Raw genomic sequence first — 24,734 nt, forward strand, 5'->3', positions numbered from 1 at the left:
GAAAAAGAACCTATGTCTCCGATCCCACAAAATGCGGCACTCGTTCTGATTGACGTCCAAAATGTTTGGGACCATCCCAAATGGGGCCGCCGCAACAATCCAGAGGCCGAGACCAATATTGCCCGGCTCTTGCGCGCCTGGAGAGAAAGCAGAAGACCGCTGTTTTACTTTCAGCATCTGGAACAGGGGCCGGACACGCTTTTCAGAGTGGGGACACCCGAAGCCGAGATCAGAGATATCGTGCGCCCTCTTGCAGGAGAACCCATCATTCAAAAACGGGTGCACAGCGCCTTTATGGGAACGGACTTCGAAGAGCGTCTGCACCAAGCAGGGATCACCACACTGTTCATTACCGGGTTTATGACCAATGGTTGCGTAGAAACCACGGCACGTATGGCAGGGGACCTGGACTTTCACACGTTCGTGGTCTCCGACGGCACAGCGACCTTTGACCGGGTTGGGCCTGATGGGGTTCTGCATCCAGCAGAAGAGGTCCATGCCATGAGCCTGGTCAACTTGCATCGGACGTTTGCGACGATCGTCACCACCGATGAGGTATTGCGCAACCTGGTGTGAACACTGCTGGGCATTTCCTTGCTGATCAATGATCACACCGGCTCCAGATATCTGACCATTTACGGGCAGGCTCATATTATGGAGGCCAATCCTGCAGATGTGGCTGTTCAAATTGTCAAGAAGTATTACGCTCCGGCATTGGCACCCGAGCGTACACTCACAGGCAGCGCCACTACAATCTGGTGTTCTTGCATGCCAGGCGCAAGACGTTTCCTGCCTATGCTAAGATTGTACTGGCTGCGCAGGAGATCTGGCCCTGGGGAGATGCTGCCAGCGTCGAAGAGGTCGAAAGCCGTCTCGCCGGGCGGTGGCCTGCCAACCTGGTCGAAGCAGCGATCTGGAAACTCGTGAAAAATAGCCTGCACTCCCCGCCGCTTGTAGACCAGGATGTGTTTCGGGTACAAGTCACTCTGACCATTTGTACCAACTGAAGGAAAGAATGTGACATGCGAGAAAGAGCAAGCGCCCCGTATGGAGGGTTATCGCGAGAACGCCTAAGCCATTTGACCCATGTCTTGCGTGGCTACGTCGAGCGTGACGAGATCGCAGGGATCGTCACCCTCATCCACCGACATGGTGTGCAAGCCTATGTCGAGGCCATTGGCTGGCAGGACCGAGAGGCACGGATTCCTATCCAGCGCGATACCCTCTTCCGCCTCATGTCCATGACCAAGCCGGTGACCGCGGTCGCCGCCTTAACGCTCGTCGAAGAAGGCAGGATTCGTCTTTACGATCCAGTGGACTCCTGGCTCCCAGAGCTGGCCCAGCGCATGGTCATGCGCGACCCGGATGGCTCGCCTGAGGAGGTCTATCCAGCTCCGCGCTCGATCACACTGCACGACCTGCTCACCTATCGTCTGGGCATCGGGTGGGGAACATCTTCGCTTTGGCCCGAGATTTTTGCTTTGATGCCCTATCCGCCACGACTTGAGCAGGAGGAGCGACTGGACCCTGACGCCTGGATGGCGCGTCTGGGTGCGCTCCCGTTGGTCTATGAGCCTGGAGCGCGGTGGCTCTACCAGGTGGCTTCTGACGTGCTTGGAGTGCTCATTGCCCGGATCACTGGCCAGCCGCTGGAAACGGTGTTGCGTGAGCGCATCTTCGAACCACTGGGGATGGTGGATACCAGTTTCTGGATACCACCAGAAAAACGCAGCAGGCTGGCAGTGCTCTATGCGAAAGCTGCGACCGGAGAACTCACGGTGGCCGATCATCCCCAGAGCACGGGCTGGGCTGAGCCGCCACTCTTTCCATCCGGAGGAGCTGGCCTCGTTTCCACCGCTGATGATTACCAGCGGTTTGGACGGATGCTCCTAGGCAAAGGGGAACTCGATGGGGTCCGTTTGCTCTCACGCAAGACTGTGGAGGCGATGACAACCGACTATCTCACCTCGGAGCAACATAACCATCCCTTTTTTGCCTTTGATCGCTACGATGCGGATCGATCAGGGATGTGGACCAACCGAGGGTTTGGCTATGGGGTTGCGATCAGGACCAAACAGATTGGGCTCGGACCCAGCGTTGGCTCCTTGAGTTGGCCTGGAGCGTTTGGCACGCTCTTCCTCGTCGATCCACAGGAGCATTTGATGGCAACCCTGCTGCTTCAAGCTGGGAGTGCCAACCCGTTCTACACACAGGTCGGCGAAGATTTTTTGACGCTCACGTATCAGGCGATTGCTGATTGAAGCGCGTGATGCAAGGGGGCCGCTCTGACCCTCGCTTCCCATCATGAGTGACAGGGCGAGCGGCTTCCTCTGCAGATCCGTGCAGAATATCCTCCCTCTCCGTATCTCTCCCTGAAAGCTTCGCAGTCACCGGAATCGAGCCGAGGTCATTCTTGCAAATTGCTTCTCATTCCTACCATTTCGTTATCCAGGAGATACCTCTTCATCGCTCTGCAATAATCGAAACACCCAAAGTGAGCCAGGCTCATGAATCCAAAATGTACAGTTTATCCGCTTGAGGATATTGGAATCAGGCGCAAGGAAACATCATGCGTCCTGAAACACTTTTCGGAGAACATGAGATTTTTCCGCTTCCTTCGCAAAATGATCCGGCTTCGCCGGATCATTTTGCTCACACAGTCTCGTCTTCGACACAACTCACGTCTGAGAAAGTGCATCATTCTTCCACCGAACGCACACTACCTCTCAAGAGAAAGAACCTTCTCAACCTGCTCACTCATTATCAAGGAGGCAACTGTCTAAAAAAGGCATATTGCTAGGAATAGGAACGATTGGATTGGCGGCGCTTGGAGCAGGAGGGTTCTTGGCTGCATTTTCCGCACAATCCTCCCAGAGGCCTATATCCTCTCCAACAGTTTCCCCATACTCAACGTTCTCATCACTTGCTTGACCCAACCACATCCAACTGGATCAACCATCTCGACTGGTCACCTGATGGCAGGTTGCTAGCGGTAGCGAATGGCACCAATGTTGTCAATGTGTGGGACATAAAGGAAGAGCGCATCGTACTTGCCTATCCGACGTTGAATGGCTGGGTCAGGCTCAGAGTGGTGTGGAGAGGCGGAAGTTGAGCGACTTCTGGTAAATAAGCTGAAACTGGTGGAATCTGTACAATTATCCTGGTGAGCAAGCTACCTCAAACAGTTTGCTCACCAGGATAATTGTGGTAAAAGTGACCAGTTTCATGTAGGGATTTACAGCAAAGATGGGCAGATCCGAGCTACTTTCTTAATAGAATACGCATCGGAGAGTCATAGACCTTAAAGGATTGTATTTTCTTATAAAGTCATATATTCTTTTTTAAGAACTTATCAGCAAAGAACATTTTTAGCACGCCTACTTTGAATGTTTTTGCCCATAGCGGAGAAAAAGAAATATGCACATTTCGGTAGATAATCCACTTTTAGCAGCTACGTTCGTAATCGTTGTGTTTCTCGTTTTTGTACTTGCCATTATTCATCTTAGACCGCGTCCCCGGCGTAAACGAGGACATAGCTCAGCCAGGGGTCAAGCTCCCGCACGGAAACGTACTTCGATCAACAAGAAAGACATTCCGAAGGTAAATGGGCGCATTCCATCCTGGCAAAAAGACCCTGGTGCCAGAGTTGCTAATCAGTACGACAGAGCTCGCAGTCCTGAGTGGCCCAGAGTAGCTCATGAGCATCTCAGCCACGAGCCAGCTTGTGTGGTCTGTGGTCACCGGGGAAAAGGATTACAGGTTCACCATATCAAACCTTTCCATCTCTACCCGGAACTCGAACTTGACCCGAATAACTTGATCACTCTCTGCGAAATCAGGGGCCGCACGCATCATCTGCTTATTGGCCATCTTGATGACTGGGAATCGTATAACAAACGTGTACGAGAAGACACAAAGCGTTACTCCCATCAAAGTGCTACCGCGATCAAGGCCAATCCTACCTGGCAGAAAGAGGCAGCTCAACGCCCGATGTCTTAACATTAGCGAGTTCTCCATAAACGTCGTCATTAGATCAGTGGATAACTGTAAACCCCAATATTAAGCGACTCTCCTGCACTTTGCGTGATAAACTGTGCTGGTCAGATCTTCAGCCAGCGCTGATTCGCCTACTTTGCTATAGATAGAGCGTTGTAGCTCAGCAGCGTATGCGCGGTAGATGGTTGCCAACCAGACCAAGCGTCCGGGTATTCTTGCATGGTCACAAAAGCAGTTCCTTTCTCAGGTATCACGTTCTCACTATGGTATACAGGCCAGCGTTACAAAAGAAAAACTGGGTAATAACGCCAGATGTTCCGCGTTGCTACCCAGTTTTTTGATAGAATTTATTCCCCGCGCAGCTTGCTATAAATCACCATATCGTGCCAGTCGCCATTGCGCCACTGGACCTGGCGGAGGACGCCTTCGCGTGTAAAACCGGCCTTCTCCAGCGCACGTTGTTCGGGTATATTGGCAATATCCGTTGTGGCCTCAACGCGTTTCACTGGATAGACTGCGAAGAGATATTCCGCGAGCAGGTGCTGAGCTTCGACGCCATAACCTTTGCCGCGATGTTCAGGGACCAGGGCGATGCCGATATTATAGGCAACGCTCCCTTCATTTGGACCGTAACGCTCCTGGTGATAACTCACATCGCCAGCAACCTCTCCCTCGTTCGTTGCTACCACCAGAGCGCCAAACTTCGAGCTAAGCAACCCATCTTCATGGAAGCCTTGTTCACGACGGCTACTGCCGCTTAAACCGAAAAAATTGTATTCACTCAAATATTCAATGCTATTGTTCCAGCCTTTGAATAGAGGTAAATCTTCCTGAACAAAGGGACGCAGGTAGATTTTTTCTCCGCGTAACATAGTGGCTCATTACCTTTCATAGATCAATAAATTTATATCAATGATCATAACACAACAAAGCAGTATCCACGATTTCAAAGCCCATCCACTCGTAGAGGTATCGAGCAGGATTGCTCTTACGAACGCTTAGCATCAAGGCTGGATACACCTTGCTGGCTACTTCTAAGAGGTGCTTGAGCAATTGCGTGCCTATCCCTTGCCCCAGAAAGTCTGGCAAAACGGCAATCGTGAGTTCTGGTGTGCCATCAGGAATCAAGCGAGACATTTTCTTTTCTTCGATGAGCAGGCGAATCCAGGCAGCTCCTAGCGGGTGCTGAACGTGTGGATGCAGCGCGAGGACCCCTATGTCGGTCGCGCGTCCCCATCCCTGGACATATTTTTGTAACCCAGGATTGTTCTTCGCCGCAGCAGGCCAGGTCGCGGACGTCGGCGAGCCAGCGCCATGTGCAACGCCAGCGTGACCAAGTGCTCATTTTCGTTTGGGACCATGGTCTCATTCATCGGGGGCCGATACTGCAACTGGAATGCGGTCGTTGTGTGTTGTGGACAACAGTCAGTACCCTACGGCTAAAGCCGAGGGCTTGGAGTTGTGTCTGAACTCCACCGCAATTCAGCATACCTTCTCAGGCGTGCTGCTTTGGCTTCATCGTCCGACACAGAAGGCGCGTACTGACAAGAGGCCCGTTCCTCTCCAGTCTTGCCGGATAAGAAGCGTTCGCATCGCAATGTTTCTTGCACCAACCAGATCGGCATGGAGCGTGTACTGACAATTCTGACAGAGAAAGAGCAAGCCCTTGTGAGGACAATTCTCTTTGCAGGTGTGCCCACATTTGGGGCAGGCCTGCGAGGTGTAGTTGGCATCCACCTTGATCGCCGTACTTCGATGCAAGAGCGCTTTATAAGCGATCATACTGTGCAACTCTGCAAAGGACCATTTGGAAAAGGCACGATTGGCTTTGCGCTGTTTGGCACTTTTGCCTTTCCGTCGTTTGGTCTGCTCGCGAATATCTGTCAGATGCTCCAGTCCAATCAAGCTTTGAGAATAGTGGGTAACAATCCGTTTACTCACGACATGATTGACGTTTGCTTTCAACCGTCTCTCTCGTCCACTGATGGCAACGAGCCTTCTCGTTGCAGAACGAGTGCCTTTTTTTTTGCAGACGCTTTCTCAGTCGTGCAGAGTGGTGTGATTTGGCAACCGTAGAGATGTCAGCATGGAAGGTGCAATTCCCTTGCATGGTCGCCGTGACGGCAAGGTATCGCATCCCCACATCCACGCCAACGACTTGCTTGTGTGTTTCGGGGGTAGGATCAGCCATCTCCACTTCCAGGGAGACAAGGAGGTAAAATTGCTTCTTGGCTTTGTCATACCAGAGTTTCGATGCACCGATCTCCGTACCACGCTGGATCAATGCCACATGCTTATTGTAGCCAGTATAGGGCACAACGATACGTCCATCGAGAGTGAGAATACTCACGTGCTGCTCTTTCTTGAACGTGTAGTCTTTCTTCTACTGGTAGGTCAACGTGGGAGAGAGAAACGTAGGAGCCTGATCAAGCCCTTTATACCGTTTCTTGGTGAGACCTGCCTTACGATGAGCAGCATTGTTCTTGACCTTTGTCCAGAGGGCTTTATACGAGGCACCAACTTGGCGAGGAACAGAACAGGCCATTTGCGAAGGCAGATGAAAACGGAGGCGGATCTCTTCGTAGGTGGCATCTTGCAAACGAAGAGCATTACTCAATTTGCCATGCGCAAAGGCGTACTGGCTCACATAGTTGAGTGAATCACGATACGCCAGTTGCGTTGTACGTAATGCCTTGAATTGCTCGGGCGTTGTATTCAATTTGAGTTTCGCTGTTAATGCCGTTTGCATACGCTAAATTATACCATGGTTTTCATCTGACTGTAAATAATACATGAGCAGATGAAAGCATGTCTACAGCGTATTCCACCCAAGCCACCTACAAAGGAACGCCGCATTCCTCCCATGCCTCAAAGGGCAGGGGCATCCTGCGGCATTTTCGGTGAAAAGATGGGTCGTTTCATCCTGGCGGTACATCGTTGCGGATGTAGTGAGCGCTATTGGTCTGACGTACCAGATGCTGTGGACGTCATCATGCTTCGTTGAGCATGTGCTGGGATATATTCCACAATCTTCTCGCGTTGTCCGGGTCGATTGCATAGACCGCGACACCGCGACGAATACCAGGCTGATGCGGCCCAGCTTCGTTACAGTCTTCAAAATAGCGACCGCTGACGCTCTCGACTAACGGTGAGGCGGCCAGCAAAACAGAGGTCGCAGCGCCTTGCTCGATGTTCTTCACCGAGACTCCCCTGCTTGCCAGGCCTGATTGGGCGGAATTGACCGGGGCATCTTTCATGTAGCGTCCAAGATTGGTACTGGCGATGCGCCCAGGGTTCAGCGCATTGGCAACAATGCCATCATCTGCCCAACGTCTGGCTGCTTCTACCGCAAACAGGACGTTGGCCGTCTTGGCTTGTCCATAGGAGACCCATGCGTCATAGGGGCGATAGTGAAAGTCGATGTCATCAAAATCAACCTCGCCATTGATATGACCGACCGAACTGACCGACACAATACGGGCATGGCCCGCCGCCGCCAGCGCGTCGTGCAGACCAAGCGCCAGCGCAAAGTGGCCAAGGTGGTTGGTGGCGAATTGCATTTCGTGCCCTTGTGCACTGACCTCCCGCGTTGGAATGGCCATGACACCGGCGTTGTTGACGAGGATATCAAGTGGTCCCTGCCAGCCTTGCACAAACGCACGTACCGAATTCAGGTCTGACAGGTTGACCTGCCCGACATGAATATGCTGGTTGCCTGTCGTCTGCCTGATGTCTTCGGCTGTCTGCTCACCTGCATCGATATTGCGGACAGCGAGCATCACTTCAGCACCAGCGTGCGCCAGAGCACGAGCCGTTTCTACTCCGATCCCGCCTGAACCACCTGTGATAATAGCTCGTTTCCCACGTAAATCTATCCCTTCAATGACTTCCATCGCGGTTGTTGTCGCACCAAATGGTGTTGTTAGTAATTCTGCCATGTGTTTTCTCCTTTACTGGTTATCTTAAATCCTTCACAATACGCTCGTACTCTTGAGCGATGCGCGCGGCTTCGTCCATATCACCACGGGCCCGGGCATCCCAGTAGGCGACTTTAAACGAGAGGTAGCGTTGATGTATTTGCAGCCGCGCAATCTGCTTCCCCACTTCTTCGGCATGCGCCTGAAAAAGTTCTCGCTTTTCGACTGCTGTCTCGTCACCCCGTTCGCGAAGTGTCAGATAGGTACGCATCTCTTCTATGCTCATGCCAACGGCACGCAAGTTTGCCAGTGACTCTATAATCTGCACCGTGTCAGCACTATAGCGTCGATGACCACTGCTTGTATCACGCCAGACATCAGGCACAAGCCCTATCTCTTCGTAGTATCTGAGGGTCGGAATGCTCAACCCACTTCTTTGAGCCACTTCGTGAATAGTATAGGTTTCTTGATGCTCAATAGATGATGTCTTCTTCATGTCCGTAGTATAAAAAACCTCAAGTGCTTGATGTCAAGAGCTGTCAATGTTTCTATCAGGGCTGTTGCAAAGTAGGCAGCAATGGTCAAAAAGATGGAGCTATCGATTTCTCCTAAGGCCAGCACATCGCTCGCTCAACCAGCACAAGCAACTCTTCCGGATCAAACGGTTTCTTCAGCGTGTTGCCAATTCCCATACAAGCAGATTGTTGAAGAGTTTCCTTGTCTGCACTGAGGGCAATGATCGAGCGCAAGAGGGTCGGATCTTGCGCTTGTACCTTTTGCAAGAATTGCAGTCCATTGAGACGTGGCATCGTTAAATCAAGCAAGATCACATCGTACACGTTCCGTTGATGGTCCAGCCGGTCTAAGGCGTCCACGCCATCGATGGCCGTATCTACCTCATAGGCTTCCTCTTCCAACAGTTCTTGTATGAGCGATCGCAAAACCTGATCGTCGTCGACAACTAAAATGCGTTTCCTCATTCCCACTGCCTTTCTGACATATAAGCCATACTCTCTCATCGCAAGATCTCTTTTCGGTTCAATGAACATGAGTCATCCATGACCGTTTCATGAGTATCTCATGGCTTTACATCAGGAGATGACGTGAGCGCTCTCTGAAGTATTCAGAACTAATTTGTGCCTGCGTCACCATCCGCTGAAATGTTTCCTCTGATCTCTACCTGAGCTCCTTCAGCGACGAATAAACGCGCCGTTGCCTGGCCAATGCCACTCACTGGTTTCTCCGTTGATCAGGGCTGTTCTGTGTTCCAATTTCATCTCACGCTCCTTTAGGGGAGAGCAAACACAACCAATTCTAGCGAAAAGGCAGGGCAATTTAAAAGCCAGCACCATTACCTACGCCTTCGCGCCTGAGAAGGATTGTTTCTCCCATGTGCCCAGAATGAAAAAGATCGGGTCATAACGCCATTGGAAGTGAAAGGGTGAATATGGCTCCTTTTCCTTCTTCGCTTTCTACCAGAATCTCTCCCTGATAATGTTTGACGATTTCTTGCGCAATATACAGTCCCATACCCAGCCCTGGGAAGGCTCGCTCTTTGCGCGAGTAGGTGCCTCGATTAAAGCGTTCAAAGATGATTTGCTGCTGCTCTTTAGGAATACCCACTCCGTAATCCTGAACGTGGATACGCGCGTAGCCGGATGAGCGGCTCAAGTGAATATCCACACGATTGGCCTGGGGAGAGTATTTCACCGCGTTCGTTAGAAGATTAGTCACCACCTGGCTCAATCGATCTCGGTCTCCTACAAAAGAGCCCGAAAGAGCTCCATGCACTTCCAGGGTGTGAGTGGTGGTCGCGTGCTGGCATTCGGCAACAACCTCGTGAATGAGCGAGGCCAGATCGAGTGATTCATCCGCGTAATCAAATTTCCCCATCTGAATTTTGGAGACATCTAACAGGTCGTTAATCAAACGGGTCAACGTTCGCACCTGCCCTTCCATTCGCGTGAGCACTTGTTCTGCCGCAAAACCATCGTTTCCAGTCAGTTTCTTTCTCAGGCGAGAGGATAAGAGCGTCAGGGCAGTCAATGGGACTTTCAACTCATGGCTGGCGATACTAATAAATTCATCTTTACGTCGCTCCAACTCTTTGCGCTCCGTCATATCGAGCAGAAATGCAATATGCTGGCTCTGCTCACCCTCAAGCAGGGCTGCCCCCACCAGGGTAGGAACAAGATTGCCATCTTTACTGAGATGATCTTTTTCTATTGGTGAGAGAACGCCAGTTTCTAGCAGGTTGCGGAATATTTGTTTGTTCAGGGAATGAGACTCCGGTGGGGTCAGGGCCTCCACACGTACCGTGCCATTAAGCAACTCATCTCGTGTGTAGCCGAGCATGGAGAGAAACGCCTCATTCGCATCGTGAATAAGACCATTGCTGTCACCAATCGTCAACCCAAGAATATTGGACTGAAACAACGCGCTGAAACAAGCCTCGCTGACGCGCAAGCTCTTTTCCAGGCGTTTCTGCTCATCAATATTCGTGCAAACACCAAGCCATTTGACTGTGCTCCCTCCAACTTTTTTTAGGGGAACAACCCTTACCAGGAACCAGTGGTACGTTCCGCCCGCGCCATTGCCGAGACGATGCTCCTCCTCATACACTGAATCAGTTTGTACGGCTTCCTTCCATGCGGCGGCGGCGGCGTGTTGTTCACCAGGATGTATAAAGCGCAACCAGTTCTCTTTCATGATCTGCTCGCACTTCAATCCTGTATAATCAGCCAGGGACTGATTACAGAAGGTGATAGAACCATCGGGAGTTGCGACCCAGATCAGGTTGGGCGTCTTTTCGACGATGAGGCGAAGCTCTTCTTCCACTTGCTGAAAGCCATTTATTTGACACATAGACATATCTCTCCGTAGCCCTTTTCCATGGCCCCATCCCTGGAGGTAAAATGTTTGTCCTCTACTACCTTTCTCTTGCCTTAAGAATATCTCAGAGGAAATTGACAATCGCCTACGTTCTTGCGCACTTTGAATAGAATCTTGCGCCGCACACACCTGACCACTGGCCCAAGTTTCAGCCCACACTTCGATCCTCTCACTGAGAGCTGTTATCTCGCGCTTCCGCCAGGAGTTCGCGAACACGGGGGACCACTTGTGTGCCGTAAAGCTCGATAGCGGTCATGAGGGCTTGATGCGAGAGGCCTCCCATCCCGTATTTCAGATCGAAGCGGGTCGCGCCGAGAGCAGGGAGATTAGCCGCGATTTTCTGGGCAACGGTCTCTGGCGACCCCACGTAGAGCGCTCCCTGTGGCCCAACCTCGTGAAGAAAGGATTCCCTGGTCGGGATGGCGAATCCGCGGATCCTGCTGTAGCGGCGCATCACCTCCCGGTAGCGCGGCCAGAACGCTTCGCGGGCCTTCTCGTCGGTCACGTCGACGTGACCCAGCGAGTGCACGCCCACTGGCAAAGGAGTGCGCCCGAGACGCTCCAGGGCCTGCCGGAACAGTTGTGAGAAAGGCGCGAATCGCAACGGGGATCCGCCGATGATAGCGAGCATCAGCGAGAAGCCGTGGCTTGCGGCGCGGATGACCGACTGAGGGCTTCCGCCGACACCGACCCACACCGGAAACGGTCCAAATTCAGTGTGCGGCACAATATCCTGGCTGTGGAGCGACGCACGGGTCTCGCCCTGCCAGGTAACGGGACCGCCCTTGACAATCTCAGCGAATAAGGCGACCTTCTCCTCGAAGAGAACCTCGTAGTCGGCAAGGTCGTAGCCGAAGAGAGGGAACGAGTCGATGCTGGAGCCTCGTCCAAGGACGACCTCTACCCGTCCACTGGAGATGGCGTTAAGCGTGGAGTAGCGCTGAAACACGCGAACCGGATCGTCCGAACTCAATACTATGACGGCCGGACCGAGATGGATATGGGAGGTGCGTGCAGCGATCGCGCTGAGCACCACGTCGGCAGCCGGCATCGGGAAGTCATCAGTGTGGTGTTCGCCAATCCCGAAGAAATCCACGCCGACCTGGTCAGCAAGGGTACCTTGTTCGACGACATTCCGGATTGCCTGAGCATGCGAGAGTGGGCGATCCTCCTCATCATGCGTGACATCGCCAAAGGTGTGGAGGCCAAAGGTAAGTGGGAACTGCACGGGTGCAGCACTGAACGGTGTTGTTGTCATATCGATGTTTTCCTTTCTCGTATGGGCCTGAGCAAGTCGGTGCTAATCTACGCTGTCTCGGCGCGGACCGCCAGCTCAAATTCGGTTTTATGTAGCGAAGCCCCGAAGATAGGGCCCCCTGGTTCGAGCAGGCGGCCCGCGCTCAGACGGTCGAACCGCACAGCGTCGTAGCCGATGCGCTCAATAAAGTCCGCCACCATGTCCACCGCGTGTGGATCGTCGCCGGCAACCCCGAGCGCGCGGCGTTCCGGCGAACCTTTTGGTCGGCGTTCGTTTTCGAGCTCGTGGTAGCCAATGTGGTTGAGGGTCTTGACGACCATTGACCTCGCGAGCCGGCGCTGGACAATCTCGCTACTGCCGTATCGATGATCCTCGAACAGCTCCTGAACTCCGTCGACAGGCGGCCAATAGTTCATCACGTCGACAACAAGCTTACCGTCCAGCAGGGAAGGGTCCAGCGTCGTGAACTTGTGAAGCGGAAGCGCCAGCACGACAATGTCCGCCTGACGGACAGCGTCTGCTGCCCGTCGTGGCTCGGCTCCAGGGGAGAGCACCTGCGCGATCAGCTCGATCTTCTCAGGGTCACCCGAAGCGGAGATCGTCACGTTGTAGCCTGCCTCTATCGCGACTCGTGCGATGATCGGGCCGACATGACCCGCCCCGAGCACAGCGATCCGTGGTAGCCGCACATGCGGCGGAGTGATAGTTGTCATCATGAGTTTAGAAGCCAAGGTTCTCATTAACCAGAATGACAGAAATGCGCTCAGGGAAAATCTCCCGATTGACGATTAGCAGTTTGTTCACCGCGCTATTGACGCCATAGGCATTGAAAGCACGCTCATCTTCAAGTGGCAATGTGTATTCATGAATGCGGCGGATGCCCTCATTGAGGTTCGCAACCAGCTTCTGTGTACCGACCACGTAGATAACCTTTGCAGCGCCAGACACGCCGGGTCCCAGCTGGCTCCCGCTCATTGAAGCAATCATCAACTGGCCCTGCTCTGTGATAGCGTGAACACTGGCGACAAGTACATCAGGCGCAGCACCCAGCTGGCGTTTGGCACGCTTCTGTCCCTCCTGATCAAGCTCGACCAGGCGATTGCGCACGACATCATAGCGACCGGATGACTCGATCTCACCAGCGACTCCAATCTGATCAAGGGTGTACGAGGTCGCATTGAAAACCTCAGCGCCACTGGGGATCAGCTCGAAAACCTTCTTGCGTGCCTCCTCAGCGTTAGCGACCACGAAGGTCCGCATACCATTGGCGGTGAGGGCCTCGGCGGTTTTCGCCACGCGCTCCAGCGGTGCAAGATAACGAAATTCCGTATTTGGTACCAACTGAGATTTGCCCATGTCTATAACTCCTTTACCGATCTGGAGCAAAGGGCCTTTCTACGGGGAAAGTTTCTCTTTGCTCTTGACTTTCTTTTATATAGTTCTCAATGAAGATGCTTTTTTTGCCAAATTCGTTTACAGTTAAACCAATAGAGCAAAAAATTAGTCTGGTTCAAGATCCCGATCAAGGGTAGGTCATAGTGTTCCAGATGCTTTGTAAGGTGTTTTTCAACCTTAAACCTGACGCGGTTAAGATGCAACCATGTCCGTACACCAAGGTTGAGTTCATGCTTCATGCATCTCCCTGTCTTTGATAGTTGAAGTATAAACTAATTTAATGTTCCTGTCAAGGAGGATGAAGCACGGATAAAGTTTTTTTGAGGCTTTACCTCTTGCCACCCCTTAGCGGAATTTAGAAGGGGAATTATGTCAGAACCCAATACCATTTCCTTCTCCTCAATGTCTGTGCCTCTACCTTATGTTGTTATCTGCATTTATCCTCATTTCAGTTTCCCTTCAAGTTCAATTCAGCTACTTGATGTATTCCCATTGGTAGATACCAAAATGTAGAAACAGCTAATTTGGCTGTACCTACCCCCCTTTTCATGGAGGATAAGCGTAATGATGACACGAAACCGTACACTCCTTTATGTTTTCACACTCGTGCTTCTGTTAGTGTTTGCTGGTTGTGGTAGCAGTAGTAATGCTCCCTCCAAGGCGGAGACAGGTCCGGAAGCGAGCAAGGCAACTCCTACGGCTGCGCTCACGCCGGTCTCGACTTCCACGGTAGAACCGACGCAGGCTTCCACTCCAACTCCCACTGCCATTCCACAGCCGGTGCCGACCTCACCCCTGGCGCCACCCTCATCCCCTGCACCCGCCATTCTCGATCTGAGGCCCGCATCTATGAGTATTGTTGGGCATCTGGATTGCAACAAAAACGGAGTCTATGTCTGCTTCGCACGCGTGTTGTCTGGAACAAGCAATCAGAGTTCTTTACCCTGGAGAGCCTTCACCAATGTCCCTGGAGGCATCGTTTTTCGTCCGGCTAGTGGTAACCTTGCTCCTGGTCAGTCGGTATTGGTAACCATCAGTGTGCCCTTCACTTCCTGCGCACACGGTTTATTCTTCTTCCAGGGGCCAGTGAATACGCACACGATCACCTGGGCATGCTGATCAGGTGAGGCAATGATCCTGTTCAGTACATCAAGGCTCTCTCGTAGAACTCTCAACCTCGCTGGTTCTCAGAGAATCCTGCGCACCACCACGCGAGACCTCTTTTTCCTGATCCAACTCGTGCCAGTACTGCCGAGTATTGGCGTGTCCAAGTGACGACTCCCCACGGTTGATGCGTATGGGATCTTGGCCAGGAAAAGAAGAGTATGTGGAGGTGTCAGCGCCGGTAAAATTCCGAGTCGATTGAGGGTGTTTTGCCTCAATGGCTGTGCGAGTGTAGCATGCTCAGAGACATGATGTGCCATTGAAGCGAAAAAATGATCACTCTTTTCTCTCTTAAAAAAAGATGTCATTTCAACCTTAAACCAGCGCGTAATGACGTTGGCGCGAACAGGAGGAGGAAAACGGCGATCAAAGCTCTGGTGGGAGAGGCAAGGAACTGCCGATGCGGCGCACCCATTCATGTACAAGGGATCAACCCAGATGCGTATGAGGGGTCCTGCACGCATCGCCCAATCAGCCGTGAGGGGTCTACCCAAAAGCCGGGCAGGGGTCTTCAGTTCCCTGGAACGAGGGGAGCTCCTCCTCGCTGCCTCTCCATTGGTATCCTACAACACGCTTTTCATCTCTATCAAGATTCCGTACATAAAGCCGGGGGCTTCTCAGGAGGCTTGCGCTTCCTGAAGGCTCCGTCCAAGCCAAATATTTTTTATGTTTCTTGCAGCATTGTGGTCCCGATCCAGTTCGCACCCGCACTCACATGAGTGCCACCGCTCAGAGAGTTCTTTCTTGCGAACAGTGCCACAACTGCTGCATATTTGGCTGGTATGCTTGGGATCAACTTTCACAACCTGTACAGTACCAGCTTCTTCCGCTTTGTACTGACAGAACGTGATGAATTGACTCCAACCAGCATCTAAAATGCTTTTGTTGAGGCCAGATTTAGCACTTGCTCCATTAGGAAGGTATTTGCCTGTCTCCTCATCCTGTTTGGGCTTTGCCCTTCGCGACAGGTTCGTAGGCTGAATATTTTCAAACACGATAGTTTCGTAGATGTTGATCAGACGGCGCGACCATTGGTGAAGATAATCGTTGCGCTGGTTGCGCACTTTGCGATGCAGACGAGCCACACGCTTGACTGCCTTCTTACGTCGATTGGACCCCGCTTCTTACGTGATAGGGCTTGCTGTGCCTTCTCAAGATTCTTCTCTGCCTTGCGATACTGTTTGGGATTCTCAATGACATCACCAGTGGAGAGCGTTGCCAGCTTCGAGATGCCCAAATCAATCCCCACAGCCTCATCAGTGTAGGGTGTGCGTGGCATCGCCTCCACTTCACAGCACGTTGCTCAAGAAGCTGATACGCCGCTCTCGTGTTTGGCAAAGGATTTGGCGAGAGTCTTAAATGCTTCTTTTGGCTCCCACATCATCTCAGGATAGCTTACCCCATGCTTGCCTGTATAGCTTTTCACGAGGGCGTAGCTTGCCATGTCGAGGTCGTAGCGTGGGTCTTCATGATACGGAAAAGCGGGTGCGACAAAGGTGAAGACAAACATCCCATCTACTCCAGCACCTTCAAGGAGTGCAAGCAAGTCAGAAAGTTCCTGTGCCTGCAACTCCTCGTCACGCACATACATTCCATTGAGTTGCGGTGGTGTTTTGAGAAAGTCAACAATCATCCAACCTCTCCCACCTGCATGCTCGGCCCCTTGATAGGTGCAACAGCCGAACTCGGTAATGATGACAGGTTTACCGTGGAGAAAGTATCGTTTCAGTGATTCGGCGTAAGCATCTCTGTTACGCGCTTCTCGATAATGGTCAAGGCACACGAAGTCAAAGAGACTCCAATCAACGGCTTCCAGTTGCACCGACGCATACGTGACGTTCCCATGAAACACCTGTCGGACAGCTCTGGTGGCTTGTGCTAAAAATGCATGAAGCGGTTTGTGATGTGCTCCTGTTTGAATGTATTCCCGAAATGCAGGATTGCCGACTCGCTCAAGGACCGTCTTTCCTGGTATGATACCCTGCATAAAAAGGGTCAGCTCACTCCCCAGGATAAAAATCAAGGCTGGAAATCGTTGGCGCAAGACTTCAGCCGCTGCTGCACACGTGACGATGTAATCAAGCGTTTCTTGTGCGCTTTTCTCAGGGCGCCAAGGGGAAAGCCATACCTCCAGGCCTTGCTTAAGAGCATCCTCTGCCGCTGTTATCAACTGGTCAATATCCGTGCCTACAATCCTGACGGCATTACAGTGGAGGTCCTTCTTGATAATTTCCAGCTCATGATGCACCACGCCAATGTCAAATATCGGCCGTGTTATGTGCTTCAGCTCAATGCCGACATCATAGTTTATCCCTTTGCGTTGCATGATTTCCCCTTTCTTTGTGCTTCCTTTGTTGAATGATAGGTTTCATCTTCCAACTGTTGCCACTATCAGGCGTTTTGCTGGCGTTTTCTCGCGACCAGGATAGACCTGAAAGTCAGAGAGCCCGCAATCAGGGCCGCGATGATCCCATAGTCGATCACCGGTTTGAGCAGAATGACCTGAGCAATGGGGAGCGTGTAGGTGAGAATCACGCAGATAATCAGCATGAGCAGCAATGCCATTCCCCAGGCTGTTGTCAGGAGCATAAAGCGGCGGTGTGCCCCTGAGGATTGAAAACTCCGCTCAAGCTGTGCTTTCTGCACCTGTGACCTCTCCCCCAATCCACTTTTAATGAGCACCAGCAGAACCGGCTTCCCAATCAGTACTGAGCCCAGCATAAGCAGCCCAAACACGCCAACCATCAACGAGTGGCTAATCAGCACGAGGCGAGCATCATTGAAGAGCAATGCGCTCAAGAGTTTCACAGCGATACCCACCAGCGCAAACGAGCCGATCAAGCTCAATCGTCGCTTGCGCACCAGTTCGATGAGCGAGCCAGACGCTGGCGAAATGGCAGCCAGCAAGAGCGCATTCACCCAAAACGCCGCAGGATGCCCCTGCCCTTTCAGGCATGGGGAGGAATGCGGCGTTCCTTTGTCGGTGGCTTGGGTGGAATACGCCGTAGACATGCTCTCATCTGCTCATGTATTGTTGACAGTCAGATGAAAACTATGGTATAATTTAGCGTATGCAAACGGTAGTAACAGCGAAACTCAAATTGAATACAACGCCCGAGCAATTCAAGGCATTACGTACAACGCAACTGGCGTATCGGGATTCTCTCAACTATGTGAGCCAGTACGCCTTTGCGCATGGCAAGATGAGCAATGCTGTTCGTTTGCAAGATGCCACCTACGAAGAGATCCGCCTCCGTTTTCATCTGCCTTCGCAAATGGCCTGTTCTGTTCCTCGCCAAGTTGGAGCCTCGTATAAAACCCTCTGGACAAAGGTCAAGAACAATGCTGTTCATCGTAAGGAAGGGAAGACCAAGAAACGCTACAAAGGGCTTGATAAGGCTCCCACGTTCATCTCCCCCACGTTGACCTATCAGTACAAGAAAGACTACACCTTCAAGAAAGAGCAGCAGGTGAGCATCCTGACCCTTGAGGGACGTGTTATCGTGCCCTCTACTGGCTACAATAAGCATGTGGCATTGATCCAGCGTGGAGCGGAGATTGGTGCATCGAAACTCTGGTATGACAAGCCCAGGAAACAATTTTACCTCCTTGTCTCTCTTGCAATTGAGACGGCTGATCCTACACCTGAAACGCACAAGCAGGTCGCCGGAGTGGATGTGGGGATGCGATACCTTGCCGTCACGGCGACGATGCAAGGGGATTGCACCTTCCATTCAGGCAAACAGATTGTCCCCAAGGCAAACCACTCCGCACGACTGAGAAAACGTCTGCAAAAGAAAGGCACTCGTTCAGCGACAAGAAGGCTCGTTGCCATCAGTGGACGAGAGAGACGGTTGAAGCAGAATACCAATCATGTCGTGAGTAAGCGGATTGTCCTACAGCACCCTCAAAGCTTGATTGGACTGGAGCATCTGACAGATATTCGAGAGCGTACCAAACGACGCAAAGGCAAAAGTGCAAAACAGCGAAAAGCCAATCGTACCTTCTCCAAATGGTCCTTCGCTGAGTTGCATAGCATGATTGCCTATAAAGCGCTCTTGCATCGAAGTATGGCAATCAAGGTCGATGCCAACTCTACCTCGCAAGCGTGCCCCAAATGTGGGCACACCTGCAAAGAGAATAGGCCCAACAAAGGATTGCTCTTCGTCTGTCAGAATTGTCAGTACACGCTCCATGCCGATCTGGTTGGTGCAAGAAACATTGCGATGCGAACGCTTCTTATCCGGCAAGACTGGAGAGGAACGGGCCTCTTGTCAGTACGCGCCTTCTGTGTCGGACGATGAAGCCAAAGCAGCACGCCTGAAACGGTATGCTGAATTGCGGTGGAGTTCAGACACAACTCCAAGCCCTCGGCTTTCGCCGTAGGGTACTGACCTCTGAGAGATGAAAGCTCCCAGTAGCCACGAGACAGATGAGATAGGGGACAATCGCCGCATAGATGAGCGTAGGAAGAAGCCTCATCCAGATCGTTTGTGGAGAGAACGCCTGTTGATTTGAGATCCGTAGGTTTGACATAGGATATCACCTTCTTTCGCTTTTGAAGCATTAAATGATCTTGATATTTATCATTGCTTCCCATATATGAATAGGCATACCTATCTGCCATATCATCGAGGTCGCTAGAAAGAGTCTACCGCAAGAGGGAGCATATGACGTCCCTCGAAGGAGGTATTGGGGAGGAGTATTGTATTCTTGATTTAGAGCAGATGGAGTTCGCGGGCACGGGCAACTGCCTGGGTGCGATTGATCACCGCGAGTTTGGCAAGAAGATGTTTGACATGGAGTTTGACCGTGTGCAGGCTGATGACCAATCGGTCCGCGATCTCCTGGTTTGAGAGGCCAAGAGCCACCAATTGAAGCACTTCCTGTTCACGAGGACTCAAAGGATCGGGGAGAGACTGACGTGATGTTGGGAGCGAAAGCGCAGCAGGTGCCTGCGGCATAGGAACAAGCGCAGCCTGGAGCAACTGAATATAGTCAGGCGAGGCAGAGGTAAAAGGGGTAATCTGCGCGAGCAGATGTGCCATCCCCTCTCCCTCATCAGCAAAGAGGCGCACGTAGCCTTCTGGTTCGGCCTGGGCCAACACTGGTCCGAGCGTGAAGAGGGCCTGTCTCGTCTGGCCCTGTGCAAGCATGACTAATGCTGTGAGGATCTGGATCTCTCTGAACCAGCCAGCCAGATTCCTCCTCACGGAGATCGTACGTAACTGGTCCAGCAGCATCAATACCTCTGTGAGCGCCACTGGCTTTCGTTGGAGACGTCCCCGGGCCAGCAAGATGCGCGCCAGAGTCACATAATCAAGATAATCGTAGCGCGAAAGAGGAGATGGCAGCCGATCATCAAAACGTAATCTGCGTCTTGCTTCCCAATGTTCGGCTTGCTCAAGCTGACCCTGCAAGAGCGCAAAACGCACGGAGAATATTTCCGCACTTCTTTTCCCTGCATGCGCTAGCTCAGGAGCAGAAGGATGTGGAAATGTCGCCAGATCGAACGCAGCTTGTGTGAGCAGTTGCTTGGCTTGATCAATGTTGCCCAATGCCCAGGCAACGCGCACCTGTACCCAGGAGCTGATGAAGAGCATGGTGGAGATAGGCAGTTTCAAGCGTTGAACCAGCTCCCTTGCATGCTGTGCGCTCGCCTCAGCTTCGGCAAGCTGATTCCACTCATGGAACAGGCTGGCCTGGCGTACTTGCATCAAAGCAAGGTAAAGAGAGGACGAGTTCTCTCTCTGAGCGAGCTGCTGGAACACATCGTCATAGAGGTGTCCAAGTGCGCGCAACTGCCCCGCGCTTCATAGATTTCCGCGATCGTAGGTGCGGTAGTCAAAAACTGAGGATGATCTGCACGTATTCTGCCCATAGGGAAAGCTTCAAGGAGTACCTGCTCGGCAGATTCCAGATCGCCGTGCGCACGATAGAGAACGCCAAGCGTCATCTGGTGGCCCGCCGTGATAAAACGGCTCAGCGCGCTTTCAGCAGGAGAGTGCATAGCTCTTGCCTGCTGGGCGAGGGTGATCGAACGCTCCATATCGCCCTGAGCCATAGCCGCCCATGTCTGCAAGAGCGGGAGAACCTCGGGCAGTTCAGCAAAGCCGACAGAATCATCCCACCTCTGTATCAGTATCTGCTCCTTGAGGTGCGAAGCCAACATCTTCACCGATTGCTCTGAGTTGAAAAGAGGGCGCTGGCCGAACCCCTGTACCCAGATCGAGGTCAGAGAAAGCAATGGGGAGGCAGTAATCAAAGCTGGCGGGAGTTGAGAGAGAAATGCTCGCATGTGTAAAAACTCTCCCTGTTCAAACAGTTGCGGCATCAGCCTCTCCAGGAGAGCCGCTGCACGGGGCTGATCTCCCGCGAGCAAGGCGTACGCGCAGGCTTCCTCTTCCTGGTGCTGCTCTTCATACCAGAGACTGGCCCGACGATACAGCTCTGGTATGCGCTCAGGTTCCCGCTCTCGCAGGTGTGCCGATAACGCTTCAGCAAAGAAGGGATGGTAGCGATACCAGGTTTCCGCCTCATCCAGAACACTGATAAAGAGATTAGCGGTGCGCAGTTGCGCCAGGCGATCCTTGCTACCAACCTCATCAAGCACCGCGTCGCACAATGGTCCGCAGAGCCGTCGCAGGAGGCAGGTGGAGAGCAGAAAATGTTGCGTCTCCGCTGACTGCTGCCCCAGAATTTCTTCGCTCACATACTCGCGGAGAAAACGATGCACACCGCCTGCTTGCCGCAGAAACCCGGCAGCATCAGCCCTCCCATGCAGCGCCAGTGTCAGCAATTGGATGCCAGCGATCCAGCCCTCGGTGCGCTCTTCCAAAAGGTGCATCGCTTCGCTGGAGAGCGTGAGGCTCATGGTGTGCACAAATGCTTCGACTTCCGAGGAGACAAAGCAGAGTTCCTCCGTTCGCAATTCGCTGACCTGATTACGTGCCCGCAGGCGTGCCAGGGGCAACGGTGGATCAACGCGTGTTGCGATGATCAGATGTAAGCGAGCGGGCAGATGATCCAGCAGGAATTGCATGAGAGCATAGATCGTCTCGGATGTCAGGAGGTGGTAATCATCCAGAATCATGACTGTATCCTGCTGGAGCAAACGGACAAGATCGTTGAGAAGATGCGTCATCGCCTCTTCCAATGAAGAGGTGGGTGCAAATTGATTGGCTCTGATGGTGGCGCCAGTGCGCTTATCCAGGCTCGCCAGAGCAGCCTGAAGATAAGAGAGGAAGCGCACTGGATCATTATCCGCCTCCTCGCACGACAGCCAGACTACAGGGAAGGGAGTCGCAGTGGCCCACTCCGCGAGCAGCGTTGTCTTCCCGAAGCCAGCGGGAGCCGAGCAGAGCGTCAAGGGCCGTTGCACCCCCTGGTCTAAGAGGGCTGTCACTTATACACAAATATGCGATCTTGAGAAAGAACACGGAAGCGATGCGCTGCAGGTGCCTCGTTTTTCCCCACACGAGAGGTGACACACGTTCGGTGAAAACGTCGCTTGTCTCGCCAAGCTGAAAGCACATCATTGTGCATCAAGGGGCGTTTTTTCCAACACCTCTCCCTCGCATCATTCTGAGGATCTTCTACAAACGTTCATATTTGTGTATAAGTGACAGGTCTAAGAGGGTGTGGAGACGGGGGCGTGATACATGCTGCACTGGCAGACGCGGAACAGCGAGTTTCGTATTCAGGATCAGAACGGGTGTCAGAACGTCAGGCGAGGGGAGGGTCTGCGAACCATGCTCTTGACTTGATGCTTCTTTCTCGGTTGATGTGTCCTCAAGACGTGCTGCTAGGCGGCGGGCCGCCTCACACAGGCAGGGCAGCGTCAAGTTTGCGGAGACGCCGAGGTAACAAGTGGCGAGTTGTCCGAGTTTCCGACGATAGGCGCGCCAATACCAGCCGCCACGCCGATTCCCTGCCCTCCTTTTATGCGCGGTAAACGTCCCCGCTTCGCATTCAAACGTGAAGGCGGCTGCCGTTTCGAGCCAGCATACCAAGAAGGCGTCCCGATGGCGGCTGCCACTTGCTGCCCCTGGTGTTCGTAAACCAGCGTCTCGTTTTGGACGATCCCAGTTGTCGCTGACAGCTTCTTGATGGTAATCCCTCCCGTGGAAAGATGGTGGAGGTGTTAGGCATGCTCCTAACAGTTGCCTAACAGGGAGTATAGCAGGCCGGTGATAAAACCTCAAGGAAAGTTTGCTATCCTTGGAAAAAGTGTGTGAGTTCTCCGGGGAAGACGCCTTTCCGATAGGGAAAGGCGCAAAATGGTTGGGGATATTTTGTATCGCAACTCTCCCAACCATTGCACGAAGACAAAACTAGTACAGGCTGCTCAACGCTCGATCAATACGATTTTTTCGTCCTCAATTGCTGGCTTTAGCCCAAGCGAGGTTAACTGCTTCCCCCCAACCTCCAGGTCTCCCATGTTGACACATGAAAATTATTAGTATTCGTGCATATATTACATTATTATTTATCAATCCCTGTAAAATTAAGTAAAGAGCATACTATTTATTACAAGGAAAATGAGCATATGTTGATACACAAGCACGGGGCTGCGCAGCTTTTTCTATGTGCGGCGCTTCTAATGCTGCTTGCCGGACAATCGGCTTTGGCATACGCCAAAGTGGCACGTCCATGGCGTTCTGACACGCCTCCCAACTGGCCCCTGGTGCTGAATGAAAAGCAAACGCTTGACCAGGCTCTGGCCAGGGGCTTACAGATCTCGACGGAGACCCTGAGTACGGCTGACGGGCCTCAGCATGCCAGTCTGTTGAACGTCGATCTCTCCGATCCTTATCTACGCCTGGGGGTCATGCAGGCCAACGATCAACTGTTGAGTCGGGGCGAGACGGTTGGCTCGATGGCGAACCGCTCGCAGGCGCTGGCTGGCATCAATGGCGACTTCTTCGAGATCAACACAACGGGCGCTCCAATCAATATGGTGATGATCAACGGCGAACTCTGGCAGAGTCCAACCCCGCCATCACGCAATGCCAACGATTTTGCCGTCTTTGGCATCAATAGCGATGGGAATATGGTCATCGATCACGAACAGTTCAGCGGGACCGTCAGCACTGGCAGCGCCAGTCACCCCCTGAACGCGGTCAACCGCTACGCAGTCCCCAGAGATGGCGGCATGCTGCTGGTAACCTCCCGCCTCGGCGCTATGAGTGTGAGCGGATACACGGTAGCGCTCCTCAAGCCGGTTGATGGCTCTCGATACATTGTTACCTCGCTCCAAACGAATATGACAACGCTAAACAAGCTTACGGGCGATCAGCAGGCCCTGGTAGGCGGCGGTAAGTCGGGACGGTGGCTCCAGGCCAATATCCACCCGGGAGATACACTGAACATCACCCAGCAGCTTATGCCCGATAGTGATCTGCTATACGCCCTGGGTGGGGGTCCACAATTGGTCAAAGATGGGCAGATCCCCAATGCCAGCGAGCTTGGCGATAGCGCCGCCGTCAATCCGTTGACCGCCGTGGGCATCTCGCGAGATGGCAGGCACGCCATCTTCGTCGTCTTCGATGGGCGCGAGGCGGGACCAGACCACAGCCACGGCCTGACGCGTTCACAGATGGCGGGTTACCTACTAGAGCATGGAGCCTACCAGGCCCTCCTCTTTGATGGTGGTGGCTCTGCCGAGATGGTCGCGCGCCTGCCGGGACAGAACAGGGTATCAGTCATCAATACGCTCTCGGACGGTCATGAGCGCTTGGTCGCCAATAGTCTGCTAATCTATAAAACAGAGCAGCAGGCCAGCCAGCCATCAACACTCCGCTACCGATAACGCTCAATACTACTTTATCCTTGGCCGCCTCTGAAGACCCTGCATTCATGCATGGGGATGAAAGAGGCGTTCCTTGTGGGAAGGGAGGGGGAAATGGAGAGATGGGAACTTGACAGAAGAGGCATGTTTCTGCATACTGATGCTCAAAAGCATGTTCTACTCTTGTGAGCAGGTTTTCACGCGGAAAGCGGAACTGCCCGATAGGTCAACACCAACAAGAAGATGGCCAGCTCGCAGCACATATTCAAATCGCTTATCACGCCAATTGAGGGATCTATGTAAGTCCGCGTATCCATACACA

The 24,734-nt window shown here is 52.7% G+C and carries 22 protein-coding genes and 2 pseudogenes; 7 read left to right on the forward strand and 17 right to left on the reverse strand.

Translation table 11 applies throughout. The features are described from left to right. Positions 1-12 precede the first annotated feature (12 nt). Positions 13-576, forward strand: a complete 564-nt coding sequence (locus tag KRAC_RS18450) for a cysteine hydrolase family protein (RefSeq protein WP_007909594.1) — start codon at positions 13-15, stop codon at positions 574-576. 125 nt (positions 577-701) lie between these two features. Here KRAC_RS18450 and KRAC_RS71370 read toward each other — a convergent pair whose 3' ends face one another. After that, positions 702-980 carry a hypothetical protein gene (locus KRAC_RS71370; protein WP_157506796.1) on the reverse strand — a complete coding sequence of 93 codons (279 nt, stop codon included), beginning with the start codon at positions 978-980 and terminating at the stop codon, positions 702-704. A gap of 42 nt (positions 981-1,022) precedes the next feature. Here KRAC_RS71370 and KRAC_RS18460 point away from each other — a divergent pair, with 42 nt between their 5' ends. The 3 genes from KRAC_RS18460 to KRAC_RS66130 all read left to right on the forward strand — a co-directional run bounded on the left by KRAC_RS18460 (position 1,023) and on the right by KRAC_RS66130 (position 3,999). Then, positions 1,023-2,261: a serine hydrolase domain-containing protein gene (locus tag KRAC_RS18460; RefSeq protein WP_007909596.1), complete on the forward strand. Its 1,239-nt coding sequence runs from the start codon at positions 1,023-1,025 to the stop codon at positions 2,259-2,261. Between the two features lie 662 nt (positions 2,262-2,923). Continuing rightward, positions 2,924-3,112 (forward strand): WD40 domain-containing protein, encoded by a 189-nt coding sequence (locus KRAC_RS79530; protein WP_157506798.1) that lies wholly within the window; start codon positions 2,924-2,926, stop codon positions 3,110-3,112. Between the two features lie 305 nt (positions 3,113-3,417). Continuing rightward, positions 3,418-3,999, forward strand: a complete 582-nt coding sequence (locus tag KRAC_RS66130; protein ID WP_007909602.1) for an HNH endonuclease — start codon at positions 3,418-3,420, stop codon at positions 3,997-3,999. Positions 4,000-4,343: 344 nt separating this feature from the next. Here KRAC_RS66130 and KRAC_RS18475 read toward each other — a convergent pair whose 3' ends face one another. The 10 genes and pseudogenes from KRAC_RS18475 to KRAC_RS18520 form a co-directional block, all read right to left on the reverse strand. Further along, complete coding sequence (locus KRAC_RS18475; RefSeq protein ID WP_007909604.1) at positions 4,344-4,868, reverse strand: GNAT family N-acetyltransferase; 525 nt, start codon at positions 4,866-4,868, stop codon at positions 4,344-4,346. Between the two features lie 37 nt (positions 4,869-4,905). Next, positions 4,906-5,133, reverse strand: a complete 228-nt coding sequence (locus KRAC_RS18480) for a GNAT family N-acetyltransferase (protein ID WP_244422189.1) — start codon at positions 5,131-5,133, stop codon at positions 4,906-4,908. Between the two features lie 302 nt (positions 5,134-5,435). Further along, positions 5,436-6,745, reverse strand: a pseudogene (locus KRAC_RS18485) (RNA-guided endonuclease InsQ/TnpB family protein). A gap of 241 nt (positions 6,746-6,986) precedes the next feature. After that, positions 6,987-7,934 (reverse strand): SDR family NAD(P)-dependent oxidoreductase, encoded by a 948-nt coding sequence (locus KRAC_RS18490; protein ID WP_007909606.1) that lies wholly within the window; start codon positions 7,932-7,934, stop codon positions 6,987-6,989. Positions 7,935-7,953: 19 nt separating this feature from the next. Next, positions 7,954-8,409, reverse strand: coding sequence for a MerR family transcriptional regulator (locus KRAC_RS18495; protein ID WP_007909608.1), 456 nt, complete (start codon positions 8,407-8,409; stop codon positions 7,954-7,956). 112 nt (positions 8,410-8,521) lie between these two features. After that, on the reverse strand, positions 8,522-8,893 hold the full coding sequence (locus tag KRAC_RS18500; protein WP_075164368.1) for a response regulator: 372 nt from the start codon (positions 8,891-8,893) through the stop codon (positions 8,522-8,524). 436 nt (positions 8,894-9,329) lie between these two features. Continuing rightward, on the reverse strand, positions 9,330-10,778 hold the full coding sequence (locus KRAC_RS18505; protein ID WP_007909613.1) for a PAS domain-containing sensor histidine kinase: 1,449 nt from the start codon (positions 10,776-10,778) through the stop codon (positions 9,330-9,332). 196 nt (positions 10,779-10,974) lie between these two features. Continuing rightward, on the reverse strand, positions 10,975-12,063 hold the full coding sequence (locus KRAC_RS18510) for an LLM class flavin-dependent oxidoreductase (protein ID WP_007909615.1): 1,089 nt from the start codon (positions 12,061-12,063) through the stop codon (positions 10,975-10,977). A 47-nt stretch (positions 12,064-12,110) separates the two neighbouring features. Continuing rightward, a complete protein-coding gene (locus KRAC_RS18515; protein WP_338010121.1) occupies positions 12,111-12,803 on the reverse strand; it encodes an NADPH-dependent F420 reductase in 693 nt (230 codons plus the stop codon). Further along, positions 12,784-13,419, reverse strand: coding sequence for an LUD domain-containing protein (locus tag KRAC_RS18520; RefSeq protein ID WP_007909619.1), 636 nt, complete (start codon positions 13,417-13,419; stop codon positions 12,784-12,786). The genes KRAC_RS18515 and KRAC_RS18520 overlap by 20 nt, the downstream gene beginning before the upstream one ends. Before the next feature lie 603 nt (positions 13,420-14,022). Here KRAC_RS18520 and KRAC_RS18530 point away from each other — a divergent pair. Continuing rightward, a complete protein-coding gene (locus KRAC_RS18530; protein ID WP_007909622.1) occupies positions 14,023-14,577 on the forward strand; it encodes a hypothetical protein in 555 nt (184 codons plus the stop codon). Positions 14,578-15,239: 662 nt separating this feature from the next. On the opposite strand, the pseudogene KRAC_RS18540 reads toward KRAC_RS18530, so the two are convergent. From KRAC_RS18540 to KRAC_RS18550, 3 genes and pseudogenes are all read right to left on the reverse strand, one after another. Further along, a pseudogene (locus KRAC_RS18540) lies at positions 15,240-15,901 on the reverse strand (RNA-guided endonuclease InsQ/TnpB family protein). Between the two features lie 24 nt (positions 15,902-15,925). Further along, positions 15,926-16,948 carry a hypothetical protein gene (locus tag KRAC_RS18545; protein ID WP_007909624.1) on the reverse strand — a complete coding sequence of 341 codons (1,023 nt, stop codon included), beginning with the start codon at positions 16,946-16,948 and terminating at the stop codon, positions 15,926-15,928. A gap of 65 nt (positions 16,949-17,013) precedes the next feature. After that, positions 17,014-17,634: a VC0807 family protein gene (locus tag KRAC_RS18550; protein ID WP_007909625.1), complete on the reverse strand. Its 621-nt coding sequence runs from the start codon at positions 17,632-17,634 to the stop codon at positions 17,014-17,016. Between the two features lie 59 nt (positions 17,635-17,693). Between KRAC_RS18550 and KRAC_RS18555 the strand changes: the two genes are divergently transcribed. Continuing rightward, a complete protein-coding gene (locus KRAC_RS18555; RefSeq protein ID WP_007909626.1) occupies positions 17,694-18,926 on the forward strand; it encodes an RNA-guided endonuclease InsQ/TnpB family protein in 1,233 nt (410 codons plus the stop codon). Positions 18,927-19,340: 414 nt separating this feature from the next. Here KRAC_RS18555 and KRAC_RS18565 read toward each other — a convergent pair whose 3' ends face one another. From KRAC_RS18565 to KRAC_RS18575, 3 genes are all read right to left on the reverse strand, one after another. Further along, positions 19,341-20,423 (reverse strand): LuxR C-terminal-related transcriptional regulator, encoded by a 1,083-nt coding sequence (locus KRAC_RS18565; RefSeq protein ID WP_169460910.1) that lies wholly within the window; start codon positions 20,421-20,423, stop codon positions 19,341-19,343. Continuing rightward, a complete protein-coding gene (locus KRAC_RS18570; RefSeq protein WP_157506801.1) occupies positions 20,339-21,991 on the reverse strand; it encodes a winged helix-turn-helix domain-containing protein in 1,653 nt (550 codons plus the stop codon). The genes KRAC_RS18565 and KRAC_RS18570 overlap by 85 nt, the downstream gene beginning before the upstream one ends. Positions 21,992-22,217: 226 nt before the next feature. Beyond that, positions 22,218-22,634, reverse strand: a complete 417-nt coding sequence (locus tag KRAC_RS18575; RefSeq protein ID WP_040443839.1) for a hypothetical protein — start codon at positions 22,632-22,634, stop codon at positions 22,218-22,220. Positions 22,635-23,170: 536 nt separating this feature from the next. Between KRAC_RS18575 and KRAC_RS18580 the strand changes: the two genes are divergently transcribed. Continuing rightward, entirely contained in the window at positions 23,171-24,433 is a 1,263-nt protein-coding gene (locus KRAC_RS18580) for a phosphodiester glycosidase family protein (protein ID WP_007909629.1), read from the forward strand. Positions 24,434-24,734 lie beyond the last annotated feature (301 nt).

The sequence above is a fragment of the Ktedonobacter racemifer DSM 44963 genome (assembly GCF_000178855.1).
GTDB classification, from domain to species: domain Bacteria; phylum Chloroflexota; class Ktedonobacteria; order Ktedonobacterales; family Ktedonobacteraceae; genus Ktedonobacter; species Ktedonobacter racemifer.